The following is a 14,185-nucleotide window of genomic DNA, read 5'->3' on the forward strand; positions in this document are numbered from 1 at the left end:
GGCGCGGGCAAGGCGCCGGGTGCGGCAGCCTTGCCCGGTCTGCCTTCCGGCCGGGTTGTTACCGGCTACCGTCGATGTACGGCCGGGCCTGCAGGATCAGGATGTTCTCGCCCTGCACGGCCCATTCGATATCCTGGTCCGCGCCGCCCAGGCGCTGCTTGACCTGGCTGCCTACCGCGGCCAGGCGCGCCACCAGGGCATCGTTCAACACCTGGCGCGCGCCCTCGATCGGCACTTCGCGCACGCCGCCCGCTGCGTCGGCTACCAACTGGGTGTCCTCGGCTGAGCGGGTCAGTACCTGCACTGCCTTGGACCAGCTGGAGTACATCAGCTGTTCGGCCTGGCGCTTGCCTTCCACCACCTTGATGCCCAGGCCGCGCTTGGCCGAGATGTAGGTGACGTAGCGGCGCGAGGCGTCGAAGGGATCGCGGGTGATCATGACGCCCGAGCTGTCAGACGCGGCGGCCTGTTGCACCAGCACCGCCATCACCACACCGTCCTGGCCGATGCCGGCCGCGCGCCGGGCTTCGTAGGCTTCGTAGTTGTAGACCGAGGCCCACACGGTCTGCACGGCTTGCGCCAGCGCGTCGGCCTGGGTCACGTTGGGCACGGTGGTGTAGAGCCCGGCGCCGCTGAATCCCGGCAGGTCTTCGGAATTGGACGAGCTGCGCACGAATACGCCGCGGCCCTGCAACTGCTTTTGCCAGCGTTCGCGCCAGGCCGCGGCCAAGGCCGGATCGGGTTGGGCCTGGATGATGTCCTGGCGCAGCGCGGCCAGTTCGGCGCGGCGCACGTTGGCATCGCTGGCGAAGTCCGCCCGCTGTTCCAGCGCGGCGATGCGTTGCGGCACGCGCAGCTGCGCCATGAATGCCGCGTACTGCGCGAAGGGGATGCAGAAGCCGTCCGGCACGGTGGCCGCGGGTGGCAGCGCCGACTTCAGCGCGCCCAGGTTGGCCGCCTTCACGCCGCAATGGCGGCTGTCGCGTGTGACCATGCCGGAGAGCGGCTTGATTGCCTTCACCGTCAGGTCGGGCTTGGGCAGCGGCCGCGCGGCCTTGGGCGGCGGCGCGGTTTCAGGCTTGGCGATGCGCTGCACCTGATAGGCATTATTGGTGACGGTCAGCTCGACCCACTGGCCGTCGTGCTCGCGCAGCGTCGCCACGGCATCGCGCACATAGGCATTGGGAATGCGCCAGCCTTTGGCCAGCAGATTGACATGGGACAGCAGGGTGGAGGGCCGTTGCGTGACCAGGCCGGCCACGGGCGGCAGCGCGACCGGGACCTCGTCCAGCACCAGGATGTCGGTCGGTGCCAGATCCGGCGTGTCGTCAACCGAGGCCACGATGCGTAGCCGGCCCTGGGCCTGACCCGTGTTCAGCGGCAGGAAGGTCTGTTCGCGCAGCAGCGATTCCTGCGTCACGGCCTTCAGGCCGGCGTTTTGCGCGAGCTGTTCATGCAGCGTGGAATTGGCCTTGAAGCGCACCGGTTGGTAGAAGCTGGCCTGCAGTTTCTCCTCGGTCAGCTGCAGCAGTTCCGGAGTGAGCCGGTCGCCTTCCCAGAATTCATAGGTGTAGCCGGGCAGGTCGCGCTGCCAGCTCAGGGTGCCGAACAGCAGACGTCGCTGCGGGTCCTTGTACTGGGCGATCAGCGTGGCTTTGTCGTCGGCGGGCAAGAGGCGACGTTCACGTGCGAAGTTCTCGTGCAGCGAGTAGCGCGGTGTGTTGAGGTAGTAGATCTTGCCGCCCTGTTTTCGGTCGATCACGAACAGCACGTGCGGGATTTCCAGCGGCGTGCCGGGGTTGTAGACCCGGGCCAGCTGCAGGAATTCGGCCTGGGTCTGGATTTTCCCCAGAAAGGCCGGGCCCGCCTTTTTGGCGTCTTCCGCTGGCTGCGCCGCGCGCTCGTCGGGAGTCAACGGCCGCGAGTTCTCGTAGGGCGAAGGCTTGCGGGCAGTCTGCGCCTGGACGGACGGACCGAAGCCGGCGGCTGCCCCAGCCAATGCGGCCAGGACGATCAGGCGGGTCAGGTGGCGGGAGGAAAGGCGGCGGCGGGCGGGTGATGGACGCATGGACGGGCGGGCGGGGCGCAGGGAGCCGCGATGATATCGGAGTGGCGCGGGCGGTTGTTTCCGGATGTGGCCAACTATGCGTTGACGTTGCTGCCGGACGCAAAATACCCAATTTCAGCGATATGCATGGGGCCAAAGATGGCGTGTAATGCCGCCCAAGGCTATATCGCGCCCGCCGGCGCCGCGAGAAACCGGCCATCTCCGCACGCGATGATGGAAACGGTTTTTCGTAGGGTCTTTTCAAAGGAGCAGCCATCGCTGCTCCTTTTTTTCGTGGCCGCTCGGGGAAACTCCCTATCTTCTGAGGACGCGCCGCCCGTTGACAGCGGCCTTGCACGAATCGATACTTGAATCAAGTACGTATACGTACAAAATGACAGGCGTCGCATCGGCCTAACGGGTTCCCACTGCTCTCGCAAAGGAGTAAGCAATGAAGGACGGCGAAATTCTTTCCGGATTCCTGGCTCCCCACCCGCCGCACCTGGTGTACGGCGAGAACCCGCCGCAGAACGAGCCGCGCTCGCGCGGCGGCTGGGAAAGCCTGCGCTGGGCCTACGACCACGTGCGAGAGAGCATCGAACGCCTGCAGCCCGACGTGCTGCTGGTGCATTCGCCGCACTGGATCACCCAGGTGGGCCACCATTTCCTGGGCGTGCCGCGCCTGGCGGGCCGCTCGGTCGATCCGATCTTTCCCGACCTGTTCCGCTACGACTTCGGCATGGACGTGGACGTGGAACTGGCCGAAGCCTGTTGCGAGGAAGGCAGCAAGCTGGGCCTGGTCACCAAGATGATGCGCAATCCGAAGTTCAGGGTGGACTACGGCACCATCACCACGCTGCACATGGTGCGGCCGCAATGGGACATCCCGGTGGTGGGGCTGTCGGCGAACAACACGCCGTACTACCTCGACACCCAGGAAGGGCAGAAGGAAATGGACCTGCTGGGCCGGGCCACGCGCGAAGCCATACGCAAGAGCGGGCGGCGGGCGGTCCTGCTGGCCAGCAATACGCTGTCGCACTGGCATTTCCACGAGCAGCCCGAGGTGCCCGAGGACATGTCCAAGGAGCATCCGGCGCGTTACGACGGCTATCTGTGGGACATCCGCATGATCGAACTGATGCGCAAGGGCAGGATGGGCGAGGTGTTCGAACTCCTGCCCCAGTTCATCGACGAAGCCTTCGCCGAAGTGAAATCCGGCGCGTTCACCTGGATGCACGCGGCCATGGGCTATCCGCAACTGGCGGGCAAGTTCCATGGCTACGGCACCGTGATCGGCACCGGCAACGCGGTGATGGAATGGAATCTGCAGGAGGCCGGGCTGTCCCGCCTTGAAGCCCCCGCTGGCGTTACGGCCTAGCCGTTGGAGACATGCCATGACCCTCGTTTCCGCATTTCTCGTTCCCGGCAGCCCGCTGCCGCAGTTGCGCAGCGACGTGGCGCCCTGGGGGCGGCTGCATCAGGCGCTGCGCGCGGCCGGCGAGTCGCTCGCCGCTTCCCGGCCCGACGTGGTGCTGGTGTATTCGACGCAGTGGATGGCGGTGCTGGACCAGCTGTGGATCACCCGCGCGCGCAGCACCGGTGTGCACGTGGACGAGAACTGGCACGAGTACGGCGAGCTGCCCTTTGACATCGCCAGCGATACGGGCTTGGCAGAAGCCTGCGTGCAGGGCTGCCGCGACGCCGGCATCCATGCGCGCGGCGTGGACTACGACCAGTTTCCCATCGATACGGGCACCATCACGGTCAGCACGCTGATGGGCTTCGGCACCGACAAGCTGCCCGTGACGCTGGCGGCCAATAACCTGTATCACGACAACGCGCAGACGGAGCAGCTCAGCCGCATCGCCTTGCAGGCGGCCGCGGCCCAGGGCAAGCGGGCGGCGGTCATCGGCATAGGCGGCCTGTCCAACACCATGTTCCGCGAGCCTGTGGCGCCGGAATCCGACCGCTTGATCTCCCAGACCGACGACGACTGGAACCGCCGCATGCTGGCGCTGCTGGAAAGCGGCGACGCCGGAAAACTGCGTGAACTCATGCCCGAGTACGCCGGGCAGGCCAAGGCGGAGATGGGCTTCAAGCACATGTCCTGGCTGCTGGGCGCGTTGGGCGACCGGTTCCGCGGCGCCAATGTGCTGGAATATGCGCCGCTTTATGGCAGCGGCGGAGCCGTGGTGGAATTCAAGCTGGATTGAACACGCGCCGAGCCGTGGCGCATACCGCGCGGCGCCTTCGAGGGGACGCCAATCCCCGTGGTCAGGCAGCGCCCGCCAGCGCCACCGGTATCTCCCTGGCCCCCGCCGTGCGGCGCCATTGCGCCGGCCCGGACACATGCAGGTTGCCGCCCTCCGCGTCCACCGCCACGGTCACGGGCATGTCCTGGACTTCGAACTCGTGGATCGCTTCCATGCCCAGGTCCTCGAACGCGACCACCCGGGCGCTGCGGATGGCGCGGGAGACGAGATAGGCCGCGCCGCCCACGGCGATCAGGTAGGCCGCCCGGTGGCGTCGGATTGACTCGACCGCCTGCGGGCCGCGCTCGGCCTTGCCTATCATCGTCAGCAGTCCCGTGCGCTCCAGCATCATGTCGGTGTAGCCGTCCATACGCGTGGACGTGGTCGGGCCGGCAGGGCCGACGGCCTCGTCGCGCACGGCGTCCACCGGGCCCACGTAGTAGATGGCGCGGCCGCGGAAGTCGGCGGGCAGGGGCTCGCCGCGGGCCAGCATTTCGCGGATGCGCTGGTGCGCGGCATCGCGTCCGGTCAGCATGCGGCCGTTTAGCAGCAAGGTTTCGCCGGCGCGCCAGGACCCGACCTCCTCGCGGGTGAGGGTGTCCAGGTTCACGCGCCGACCGGCGCTGGATCCGCGCCCGGGTCCCAGGTCGGGCCAGAGATCCAGCGAGGGCGGGGCCAGGTGTGCGGGGCCGGATCCGTCCAGCACGAAGCTTGCATGGCGCGTGGCCGCGCAATTGGGGATCAGCGCGATGGGCTTGGCGGCCGCGTGCGCGGGGTAGGTCTTGATCTTCACGTCCAGTACCGTGGTGAGGCCGCCCAGGCCCTGCGCGCCCACGCCCAGCGCGTTGACGCGCTCGTGCAGTTCCAGCCGCAGCGCGTCTTCGGGCGTCAGTGCATCGCCGCGCTGCGCCCGCGCCTGCAGTTCGTGCATGTCCAGCGGCTGCATCAGGCTTTCCTTGGCCAGCAGCACCGCTTTTTCGGCGGTGCCGCCCACGCCTATGCCCAGCATGCCGGGCGGACACCAGCCCGCGCCCATGGCGGGTATCTGCGCCAGCACCCAGTCGACGACGCTGTCGGCCGGGTTCAGCATGGCCAGCCGCGCCTTGTTTTCCGAGCCGCCGCCCTTGGCCGCGACCGTGACGGCTACGCTTGCGCCCGGCACGATGCGTGTGTTGATAACGGCGGGCGTGTTGTCGCGGGTATTGCCGCGGCTGAACAGCGGGTCCGCCACCACCGAGGCCCGCAGCGGATTGTCCGGGTCCAGGTAGGCGCGCCGCACGCCGGCGTTGACGGCGTCTTCCAGGCTACCGGTAAAGCCCTCCCAGCGCACGTCCATGCCGACCTCCAGGAAGACGTTGACGATGCCGGTGTCCTGGCAGATCGGCCGCTTACCGATGGCGGCCATGCGCGAGCTGGCCAGGATCTGAGCCATGGCGTCGCGCGCCGGCGCGCTGGCTTCGCGTTCATAGGCGCGGGCCAGGTGCGCGATGTAGTCGGCCGGATGGTAATGGCTGATGTATTGCAGCGCGCTGGCGATGGATTCGATCAGGTCGTCCTGGCGGATGAAGGTGCTCATGGCGTGCGAGGGCAGGTGGCTTTGGCAGAGGATCAAGTTCAATCGGCGTGCAGCGTGACGCCGGGCCGGTCCTTGACCAGGCTCACGGCGACGAACGACACCACGGCCATGGCGATGACGTAGACGCCTACGTGCCAGGACTGTCCGGTGGCGGTGATGATGGACTGCGCGATCATCGCGGCGAAGGCACCGCCCAGGATGGAGCCCAGCGCGTAGCCTGCCGACACGCCCGAGTAGCGCACGTCGGCCGGGAACATCTCGGCGTACAGCGCGGCCTGCGGGCCATAGGTCAGGCCCAGCGGCACCGACAGCACGGCCAGGGCGAAGGCGAATTGCATGACGTCGCCCGAGTCGACGAAGGACCACATCGGTATGGCCCACAGCGCCAGCAGCACGTAGCCGAGCTGGAAGGTGCGCACGCGGCCGATGCGGTCGCCCAGCCAGCCGCCCAGCAACGTGGTGCCCAGCCAGCAGGCCGCGGCCAGCGTGCAGATCATCAGCACCTGCTGTGGCGGCATGCGCAGCGCCCGGCTGCCGTAGCTGATGAAGAAGCCGACCAGCAGGTAACCCGCCGTGCTGTTGCCCACGAAGATCAGCGTGGTCAGCAGGATCTGGCGCGGATGTTTGCGCAACAGCGTGCCCAGTGGCGCCGAGGAATGGCTGCGGCGCGACTGCATCTCCAGGAACACAGGCGATTCCTCGACTGCGCGGCGGATGAAGACGCCGACAATGATGAGCGCGATGGACAGCAGGAAAGACACGCGCCAACCCCAGGCCATGAAGTTGTCGGGGCCGACCAGGGAGGTAATGCACCACAGCACGCCGGTGGCGACGATCATGCCCAGCGGTACGCCGATCTGGGGGAAGGCGCCGAACAGCGAACGCCGGTCGCGCGGCGCGTGCTCGACCGCCATGAGCGCCGCGCCGCCCCATTCGCCGCCGGCGGAGAACCCTTGCAGCACGCGCAGCGTCACCAGCATCACCGGCGCCCAGATGCCGATCTGCGCGTAGGTGGGCAGCACGCCGATCAGCGCGGTGGACACGCCCATCAGGATCAGCGTGGCCGCCAGCACCCGCTTGCGGCCGTAGCGGTCACCCAGATGGCCGCAGACGATGGCGCCCAGCGGCCGGAACAGGAAGGCCACGCCCACCGTCGCGAAGGACAGGATCAGCGACAGCTCGGGATTTTCCTTGGCGAATGGCGCGAAGAACAGCGAACCCAGCACCAATCCCGCGGCCTGGACGTAGATGAAGTAGTCGTACCACTCGATGGCCGAGCCGACCAGGGTGGCGGCCAGTACCTTGCGGTCGTCGGCGCTGACCAGCGGGCCGGATGCGGACCGGCGGGCGGAAGCGACGGCGGCGCCGTCGGCGGGAATTTCTGTCTGCATGGTTGTCTCCGTGGGGGAATGCGGCGGTTCAGCTTCTTATTGGGAGGCGTTGCCTAGGCCGCGGCGCTCTGCGGCGCGTCGGGCTGGTTTTCCGGACGGGCCGCTACGAACGCGGGCAGGCTGGCGCAGGCCTGGACGATGGCGCGGACCCGTTCGAAGGGCGTCAGGTCCGCGCCGTAGCGCAAGGCGTTGTAGACCTGCGGGATCAGATAGCACTCGACCAGCGTGGGCGCGGCGCCCAGCGCGTAGCCGCCGTCCTGCGCCACGGGCAGCGCCGCCTCGAAGGCCTGGAAGCCCTCGGCGCACCAGTGGCGGTACCAGTCCTGGATCTGTTCGTCATCCGCGCCGAACTGGGCGCGCAGGCGCTTGAGCGCGCGCAGGTTGTTGAGCGGATGCATTTCGCAGGCGACCAGTTGCGCCAGCGCGCGGGCCTGCGCGCGCAGCGCCGGATCGGCCGGCAGCAGCGGCGCGCCGGGATGCCGCTCGTCCAGGTACTCGATGATGGCCAGCGACTGCTGCAGGCGCAGGCCGTCGATTTCCAGCATGGGCACCAGGCCGAAGGGCGCGAGCGAGCGGTAGGCGGGCTGCTGGTGCTCGCCCTTGACCATGTGCCAGGTGACCTGCCGGTAAGGCAGGCCTTTCAAGGCCAGGGCGATGCGGACCCGGTAGGCCGCGGAACTGCGCCAGTAGCTGTGCAGGGTGAGGGCAGGCGTATCGGCCATGGCAGTCTCCGGTCAGGCGGCGGCGGGCTCAGAAGCGTCGGCCGATACGGTGCCAGGCATGGGGCGCGTGCCGGGAATGCGCACCTGCTGGTCGATGTCGCCGAACAGGCTTGCGCCCGCGTCGTCGCGCATGCCGATGCACACACGGTCGCCATGCTTGAGGAAGGGCGTGCGCATTTCGCCGTCGCGCAACTTCTCCCGCACGCGCGCCTCGACCAGGCAACACACGCCGGCCGCGTCGCTGGCATTCGAAATGGTGCCGCTGCCCACCAGCGTGCCCGCGCCCAGGCGGCGCGTGCGGGCCGCGTGCGCGATCAGTTCGCCGAAGTGGAACTGCATTTCCTCGCCCGCCTGGGGCCGGCCGATCTGTTGGCCGTTGAGCCACACCTGCATGGCGCGGTGCAGCTTGCCGCCGCGCCAGTAGGGGGCGAGCTCATCAGGCGTGACGAGCACGGGCGACAGCGCCGAGGCGGGCTTGCCCTGCAGGAAGCCGAAGCCCTTGGACAGCTCTGGCAGCACCACGTTGCGCAGGGTCACGTCGTTGACCAGGCCCAGCAGCACGATGTGTTCGAGCGCCGTGTCGGCGTCCACGCCCAGCGGCACGTCGTCGGTCACCACCACGATCTCCGCTTCCAGGTCCACGCCCAGTTCCTCGCTGGCGGCGGTGATGTCTTCGCAGGGGCCCATGAAGTCATCCGACGCGCCCTGGTACATCAGCGGATCGGTCAGGAACGAAGGCGGCATCTCGCCGCCGCGGGCGCGGCGCGTCAGCTCCACGTGGTTCAGGTAGGCCGATGCGTCCAGCCATTGGTAGGCGCGCGGCAGGGGGGCGGCGCAGCGGGCGGGGTCGAAGGGGAGGCTGGCGCCGTCGCCGGCGTTCAACGACTCATATTCGGCCTGCAGCAGCGGCGCGGCGCGGGCCCAGTCGTCCAGCGCCTGCTGCAAGGTGGCCGCGATGTGCGGCACGGCGCGCATGCGGGTCAGGTCGCGGTTGACGATGGCCAGGACGCCGTCGCGGGCGCCGTTGGTCAGGGTGGCGAGTTTCATCTTCAGGTACTCCGTATCGGATAGGCAGGCCCGCGCTGGGGCCTTGTCGTGCGGGATCAGGCGGTGAGTTCAGCCCACATGTCGCGGTCGCGCTGGGCGGTCCAGACGCGCGGATCGGCGATGCCGCTGGCCTCGTCATAGGCGCGCGAAACATCGAAGGGAATGGCGTGTTCGTAGATGACGACGTGACCGAACTCGGGGTCCATGACGCGGCGCGTGTCCTCATAGACCTGCTTCAGGCTCTTGCCTTGCTCCACGCCCTGGCGCGCGCAGCCGTACAGCGTTTCGACCCAGCTGCGCGTGTAGCCGATGGCTTCGCGGCAGGCGGCGGGCGTGGTCAGCGCGGGGCCGCGGCCCGGCACCATCTGGCGCGGCTCCAGCGCCTGCAGGGCGTCCAGCGTGGCGGGCCAGTCGGACAAATAGGCATCGCCCGTGTACACGCCCGCGTTGAATTCCACCAGGTCGCCGGAAAAACAGATGCCCTGCGACGGAATCCAGACGATGGAGTCGCCCCGGGTGTGGCCGGCGCCCAGGTGCAGCATGCGCACTTCGAGGCTGCCCAGGAACACGGTCAGTTCGCGCTCGAACACCACGGTGGGCCAGGTCAGCCCGGGTATGGTCTCGGCGGACTGGAACAGCCGCGGGAAGCGGCCGATCTCCGAGTCCATGTCGGCCTGGCCGCGTTCGACGATGAGCTCATGCGTGCCGCGGCTGGCGTACACGTTGGCCGCGCCCTCGGCGGCGAAGGCCGACGCGCCCAGCACGCGCACGGCGTGGTAGTGCGTCAGCGCCACGTGGCGGATGGGCTTGTCCGTGACGCCGCGGATCGCGCGGATCAGCGCCTGCGCCATGGCCGGCGTCGCGGTCGCGTCGACCACCATCACGCTGTCGTCGCCGATGATCACGCCCGAGTTGGGGTCGCCGTCGGCAACGTAGGCGTAGGCGTTGTCGGACAGGCGTTCGAAGGAGATCTTCTTTTCCGCCAGGTCGGCCTGGGAGGCGAAGGGTTTGCTCATGGTGTTCCTTTAATGAATGGAAAGTGGGCGGCGGTTCAGCTGGCGTGGACTTGGCCGCGCTGCTGGCTGCTGGTGCCGGTGGCGCCGGGCATCAGCCCGGCGGCCTTGTCGCGGGTCCAGGCGGCCAGGTCGTCGTGGGCGCTGCGGCGCTTGCGGGCCACGTAGTCGTCCACGGGCAGGCGCAGGGTCAGTTCGAGCCGGATGCCGTTGGGGTCGAAGAAATAGATGGAGCGGATGAAGTGGTGGTCGGTCGGCCCCACCACCTCGACGCCGTGGGACAGCAGACGCTGGCGCATCCGCTCCAGCTCGGCCTCGCCGCGGATCTCCATGGCGAAGTGGTTGACCCAGCGCGGCGTGGCGGGATCGGGCTGGCTCAGTCCGTTGTCGCCCAGATCGAAGAAGGCGATGTGGGAGCCATCGGCGAATTCGAAGAACAGGTGCACGAAGGGGCAGTGCTCGCCGGTGGAGGGCACGCGTTCTTCCTTGACCACGTGCACCAGCGGCAGGCCCAGGATGTCTTCGTAGAAATGCCGGGTTTCTTCCGCGTCGCGGCAACGCCAGGCGAAGTGGTGCAGGCCCTGGATGGCGGGGCAGGCAGGGGGGTGTTGCAGCGTCATGGCGCCGTCTCCGTGGTTCATGGAATGTTCAAGGCGGGCGAACCGGGCTGGCTCGCCAGCATCTCGTCGACCGCCGCCTGCACACGGGCCGCGTCGTCCACGGCTTCGATGAGCAGAAGCGACAGCCGGGCCAGGCTGTCGCGCTGGGCCGCGGGGTCGGGCACGTTGGTCAGTGCAATGAGGCGCTCGAGCAGGTCGTCAAGCTGTTGCTGGGATAGCGGCATGGCTGGCGCCTCCGGTTGAGCGGTAGAGGCCGCGGGCCTCGGGCAGGGATTCGGGACAGGCGCCGGGCGCATCCAGCGCCGCGCTGATCCAGGCCTGCACGGCCTGGGGATCGCGCGTCTCGGGCGTGGCGGCGGCCATGACGTGCTGGTCGGGGCGCAGCAGCCAGGCCTGGCCATCCAGCGTCTGGCCGAGCTGGTGCGCCAGAGCCGCGCGTCCGCGTTCATCGCACAGCGGTCCGACGGCGGCCCAGCGCAGCAGGCCGTCGTCGTCCTCTACGCCGGCCGGCAGGGCATCGCCGAACACCAGGACGGTGAACCAGGGGCCAAGCAACCCGTGCAGCGTCAGGCCGTCGCTTTGCCGCAGCACCACGTTGGGCAGCGCGCGCCCGGCCAGGACGTGCGGGCCGCAAGCCAGCGCAGATTCGGGATAGATGGCCGGCATGCACAGGCGGCCGGTGTTGATCATGCGGGCGGCGACGGCGTGGCGCGGCGCCAGGTCGATGATGGCGTCGCGCCACAGCGCGGCCGAGCGGGCCGCGCCCGGGTAGACGAAGCGCGAGGAGCGGCGCGCCTGGCGGATGTTCTCCATCGCGGCGTGCTTGCGCTCCACGCTGTAGGTGTCCAGCAGGGAGTCGCCCGCGCGGCCTTGCAGCAGCAGGGCCAGCTTCCAGCCCAGGTTGTCGGCGTCCTGGATGCCGCCGTTGCCGCCGCGCGCGCCGAAGGGCGCGACCAGGTGGGCCGAGTCGCCTGCGAACAGCACGCGGTCGTGGCGCAGGCTGTCCAGGCATTCATGGCGGTAGGCCCAGACGCCGTGCCAGGCGATGTCGAATTCCACGCGTTCGCCCAGCAGGTCCCACACGCGCTGGCGCATCGCCGCGTCCGTTGCCGCCTCGGCCGGGTCTTCGTCCGCGCGCAGTTGGAAATCCAGCCGCCAGGTGTCATCGGCCATCTTGTGGCGCCAGACCGCGCGGCCATGGTTGCTGCGCGCGTCCAGCCAGGTCCAGCGTTCCTCCGGCCAGGTGGTGTCGCGCAGCACGATGTCGATGATGATCCAGCGGTCCTCGGTCTGGTCGTAGACCCGCGGACTCAGGCCCAGCATGCCGCGCACCGCGCTCTTCGCGCCGTCGCAGGCGACGACCCATTGCGCGCGGCACAGATAGACGCCGTCGGGCGTCTCCACCTGCAGCGTCGCCGGGCCGTCCGCTTGCGGTTCGATGCCGGCGACGCGGTTCAACCAGCGCAGCTCGGCCAGCGGCTCGCGCATCAGCGCGTCCACCAGGAAGGCTTCCAGGTAGTACTGCTGCAGGTTGACGAAGCCGTTGTGGCGCATGTCGGGCTGGTCTTGCAGCGTGAATGAGGCCACCGCCATGTCGCGGCACAGCACGCGGCCCACGTTCCAGCGCACGCCCTTGCCGACCACGTCGCCGGCCATGCCGAGCCGGTCGAAGATGTCCAGCGTGCGCTGCGCCCAGACCATGCCGCGCGAGGCCAGGCCACGCACGCCGACGGTGTTGTCGTCGTCCAGCACGACCACGGGGATGCCGCGCCGCACCAGATCCAGCGCCAGCGTCAACCCGGTCAATCCGGCCCCCACGACCGCCACCGGATGCGGATCGCGGCGCGGGCGGTCCATTTCCTCGGGCCTGACGTATGGATAGATGGGAAGCTCTTTCATCGTTTTCCCTAGTTCGATGTGGTTTGTTGCAGGCCCCACTCTAGGAGCGCCGCGCGGGTCCGTCATGTCCTCACGGAAGAGGACATCGCGGCGGCGGGGGATGACCTTAGAATCGGGAAAACACGCGCAAGCGGGGGAAAACGACACCATGGAAGAGACAAACAACCCTATGCCCGCGGGCGGGGGGCCGGACCGTTGGGCCGAGTCCGCCGTCATGGACCTGGGCGGTCCGATGTTCCATGCCGCGCTGTTGCTGGCGTTGCGCGAAACCGTGGCCGCCGACCACGTGTCGCACGTGTTCTACGGCCACGAGGGCTCGGTGCAGTATTCGTCGGCCGCCAGCCTGCTCAACCAGTCCCTGATCGAATGGACCACGAATGTGTTCGTGGACAACGAGTTCTACCGGCGCGACCCCAATTACGGACTGCTGCGCGACATGGCGTGCCGGCCCGGCCACCATCCCGACCTGGTCGTCCAGACCGCGTCGCCCGAACGCATCGCGGATGACGAGTACCGCCGCGTATTGTTCGAGCGCCCGGGCTTTGCCAGCAAGATTTCGCTCATCGGCTGCCGCGATGAGGGCATCAGCTACCTGAACCTGTATTTCTCGCACGCCCATTCGCCGGACGTAGCCGAACTGATGCGCGGGCGAGCGCCCCTGCTGATCGCGTTGGCGCGGCGTCATCACCAGTTGTGCCGCGCGGAAACGGACGCGCCGCGCGCGCCGTCCTGGTGCAGCGGCCTGTCGCTGCGCGAGATCCAGGTGGCGGACTTGCTGCGCCAGGGCCATACGGCGAAGGAAGTGGGGCGCGAACTGGGCCTGTCGCCCACCACCGTGGTCACCTACAAGAACCGCATCTTCAAGAAGAACAACGTGGCCAGCCTGAAGGAGTTCCTGATCAAGGCGCCGGCCGCGCGCGCCGTGCCGGCCTGTATGCCGGAGGCGGGCGGACGCTGAGCGTCGGGGCTGCTGCTGCCGGGTTTCGGCGCCGGCTCGCGGGCGTCGGGTAGCGCTTGCCCGCGGCCCAGGTCGACGCCGTCGCCGCCGGCTTCGGCATCGCGCAACTGGCGACCTGGCTGGCGGCCGACGCCTTGCGCGACGGTCGGGTGGTCGAGGTGCTGCCGCAATTGGCCACCGAAGGCCTGCCGCTGTACCTGGCGTGGCCGCTGGGCAAGCAGTTGCTGCCCAAGGTGGATGCGGTGGTGGAAATGCTGGGGGAGTCACTCAGCATCGTGTAGCGGGCGGCCGCAATATCGTTTGGTCTGAGAAAGTGACGGCCCTGCGCCGCGCTGTTCCTACGTCTTCTACGCTCATGGTGGGAGGAGGACGGCTCAAGTAAACAGTTCTGTTTATTTATTCAACATTTTTGTTTATGCTCAATCAGGCCGTGACCATCGGTCATGAAATACAGCGAATTCAAGAGATGGCTGGAACGACAAGGGGCAGTGTTTGTGCCGCATAAGTCAGGCAGCAGCCATTACCGGGTTACCTTGAACGGCGTGACCACTATCTTTCCACATCATGGGTCCAAGGAAATGGGCAAGCATCTGGAAAGCGAAATCAAGAAACAGCTCGGTTTGAAATGACGCCGTGCGTCACGTGGATAGCCTTGCCTGG

Annotated in this window: 14 protein-coding genes; 5 read left to right on the forward strand and 9 right to left on the reverse strand. The window is 68.1% G+C overall.

Annotated elements, in window-relative coordinates; all coding sequences use genetic code 11:
* Nucleotides 1-58 precede the first annotated feature (58 nt).
* The gene (locus tag IB258_RS00370; RefSeq protein WP_192351972.1) at nt 59-2,068 is read right to left on the reverse strand and encodes a PEP/pyruvate-binding domain-containing protein; all 2,010 of its coding nucleotides are present in this window, start codon (nt 2,066-2,068) and stop codon (nt 59-61) included.
* Nucleotides 2,069-2,498: 430 nt separating this feature from the next.
* Between IB258_RS00370 and IB258_RS00375 the strand changes: the two genes are divergently transcribed.
* Nucleotides 2,499-3,425 carry a tRNA U-34 5-methylaminomethyl-2-thiouridine biosynthesis protein gene (locus tag IB258_RS00375; RefSeq protein WP_054456579.1) on the forward strand — a complete coding sequence of 309 codons (927 nt, stop codon included), beginning with the start codon at nt 2,499-2,501 and terminating at the stop codon, nt 3,423-3,425.
* 16 nt (nt 3,426-3,441) lie between these two features.
* Complete coding sequence (locus IB258_RS00380) at nt 3,442-4,260, forward strand: tRNA U-34 5-methylaminomethyl-2-thiouridine biosynthesis protein (RefSeq protein WP_175182094.1); 819 nt, start codon at nt 3,442-3,444, stop codon at nt 4,258-4,260.
* A 61-nt stretch (nt 4,261-4,321) separates the two neighbouring features.
* Here IB258_RS00380 and IB258_RS00385 read toward each other — a convergent pair whose 3' ends face one another.
* From IB258_RS00385 to IB258_RS00420, 8 genes are read right to left on the reverse strand one after another with little or no spacing between them, the layout of a single operon-like run.
* A complete protein-coding gene (locus IB258_RS00385; RefSeq protein ID WP_192352225.1) occupies nt 4,322-5,875 on the reverse strand; it encodes a fumarate hydratase in 1,554 nt (517 codons plus the stop codon).
* 38 nt (nt 5,876-5,913) lie between these two features.
* The gene (locus IB258_RS00390) at nt 5,914-7,266 is read right to left on the reverse strand and encodes an MFS transporter (protein ID WP_175163930.1); all 1,353 of its coding nucleotides are present in this window, start codon (nt 7,264-7,266) and stop codon (nt 5,914-5,916) included.
* 53 nt (nt 7,267-7,319) lie between these two features.
* Nucleotides 7,320-7,988 carry a maleylacetoacetate isomerase gene (gene maiA / locus IB258_RS00395; protein ID WP_119449485.1) on the reverse strand — a complete coding sequence of 223 codons (669 nt, stop codon included), beginning with the start codon at nt 7,986-7,988 and terminating at the stop codon, nt 7,320-7,322.
* 12 nt (nt 7,989-8,000) lie between these two features.
* Entirely contained in the window at nt 8,001-9,035 is a 1,035-nt protein-coding gene (locus IB258_RS00400) for a fumarylacetoacetate hydrolase family protein (RefSeq protein WP_192351973.1), read from the reverse strand.
* Between the two features lie 56 nt (nt 9,036-9,091).
* Nucleotides 9,092-10,051 carry an MBL fold metallo-hydrolase gene (locus tag IB258_RS00405; RefSeq protein ID WP_054456584.1) on the reverse strand — a complete coding sequence of 320 codons (960 nt, stop codon included), beginning with the start codon at nt 10,049-10,051 and terminating at the stop codon, nt 9,092-9,094.
* A 35-nt stretch (nt 10,052-10,086) separates the two neighbouring features.
* The gene (locus IB258_RS00410) at nt 10,087-10,668 is read right to left on the reverse strand and encodes a VOC family protein (protein ID WP_119449525.1); all 582 of its coding nucleotides are present in this window, start codon (nt 10,666-10,668) and stop codon (nt 10,087-10,089) included.
* A gap of 17 nt (nt 10,669-10,685) precedes the next feature.
* The gene (locus IB258_RS00415; RefSeq protein ID WP_054456585.1) at nt 10,686-10,892 is read right to left on the reverse strand and encodes a hypothetical protein; all 207 of its coding nucleotides are present in this window, start codon (nt 10,890-10,892) and stop codon (nt 10,686-10,688) included.
* Nucleotides 10,867-12,567 carry an FAD-dependent oxidoreductase gene (locus IB258_RS00420; protein WP_192351974.1) on the reverse strand — a complete coding sequence of 567 codons (1,701 nt, stop codon included), beginning with the start codon at nt 12,565-12,567 and terminating at the stop codon, nt 10,867-10,869. Before IB258_RS00420 ends, IB258_RS00415 begins: the two co-directional genes overlap by 26 nt.
* 148 nt (nt 12,568-12,715) lie before the next feature.
* Here IB258_RS00420 and IB258_RS00425 point away from each other — a divergent pair, with 148 nt between their 5' ends.
* From IB258_RS00425 to IB258_RS00435, 3 genes are all read left to right on the forward strand, one after another.
* A complete protein-coding gene (locus tag IB258_RS00425; protein ID WP_119449488.1) occupies nt 12,716-13,525 on the forward strand; it encodes a helix-turn-helix transcriptional regulator in 810 nt (269 codons plus the stop codon).
* A 56-nt stretch (nt 13,526-13,581) separates the two neighbouring features.
* Complete coding sequence (locus IB258_RS00430; protein WP_225588708.1) at nt 13,582-13,806, forward strand: LysR substrate-binding domain-containing protein; 225 nt, start codon at nt 13,582-13,584, stop codon at nt 13,804-13,806.
* A 162-nt stretch (nt 13,807-13,968) separates the two neighbouring features.
* Nucleotides 13,969-14,154 carry a type II toxin-antitoxin system HicA family toxin gene (locus tag IB258_RS00435; RefSeq protein WP_119449491.1) on the forward strand — a complete coding sequence of 62 codons (186 nt, stop codon included), beginning with the start codon at nt 13,969-13,971 and terminating at the stop codon, nt 14,152-14,154.
* Nucleotides 14,155-14,185: the final 31 nt, after the last annotated feature.

It is taken from the genome of Achromobacter sp. ACM02, assembly GCF_014851605.1.
GTDB lineage: Bacteria > Pseudomonadota > Gammaproteobacteria > Burkholderiales > Burkholderiaceae_B > Achromobacter > Achromobacter aegrifaciens.

What these genes read in the sequence shown, in the direction of transcription:
- IB258_RS00410 (WP_119449525.1), bottom strand. Translation starts at nt 10,668, where the DNA reads ATGACGCTGCAACACCCCCCTGCCTGCCCCGCCATCCAGGGCCTGCAC.
- IB258_RS00370 (WP_192351972.1), bottom strand. Translation starts at nt 2,068, where the DNA reads ATGCGTCCATCACCCGCCCGCCGCCGCCTTTCCTCCCGCCACCTGACC.
- IB258_RS00385 (WP_192352225.1), bottom strand. Translation starts at nt 5,875, where the DNA reads ATGAGCACCTTCATCCGCCAGGACGACCTGATCGAATCCATCGCCAGC.
- IB258_RS00380 (WP_175182094.1), top strand. Translation starts at nt 3,442, where the DNA reads ATGACCCTCGTTTCCGCATTTCTCGTTCCCGGCAGCCCGCTGCCGCAG.
- IB258_RS00400 (WP_192351973.1), bottom strand. Translation starts at nt 9,035, where the DNA reads ATGAAACTCGCCACCCTGACCAACGGCGCCCGCGACGGCGTCCTGGCC.
- IB258_RS00420 (WP_192351974.1), bottom strand. Translation starts at nt 12,567, where the DNA reads ATGAAAGAGCTTCCCATCTATCCATACGTCAGGCCCGAGGAAATGGAC.
- IB258_RS00415 (WP_054456585.1), bottom strand. Translation starts at nt 10,892, where the DNA reads ATGCCGCTATCCCAGCAACAGCTTGACGACCTGCTCGAGCGCCTCATT.
- IB258_RS00425 (WP_119449488.1), top strand. Translation starts at nt 12,716, where the DNA reads ATGGAAGAGACAAACAACCCTATGCCCGCGGGCGGGGGGCCGGACCGT.
- IB258_RS00405 (WP_054456584.1), bottom strand. Translation starts at nt 10,051, where the DNA reads ATGAGCAAACCCTTCGCCTCCCAGGCCGACCTGGCGGAAAAGAAGATC.
- IB258_RS00390 (WP_175163930.1), bottom strand. Translation starts at nt 7,266, where the DNA reads ATGCAGACAGAAATTCCCGCCGACGGCGCCGCCGTCGCTTCCGCCCGC.
- IB258_RS00375 (WP_054456579.1), top strand. Translation starts at nt 2,499, where the DNA reads ATGAAGGACGGCGAAATTCTTTCCGGATTCCTGGCTCCCCACCCGCCG.
- maiA (WP_119449485.1), bottom strand. Translation starts at nt 7,988, where the DNA reads ATGGCCGATACGCCTGCCCTCACCCTGCACAGCTACTGGCGCAGTTCC.
- IB258_RS00435 (WP_119449491.1), top strand. Translation starts at nt 13,969, where the DNA reads ATGAAATACAGCGAATTCAAGAGATGGCTGGAACGACAAGGGGCAGTG.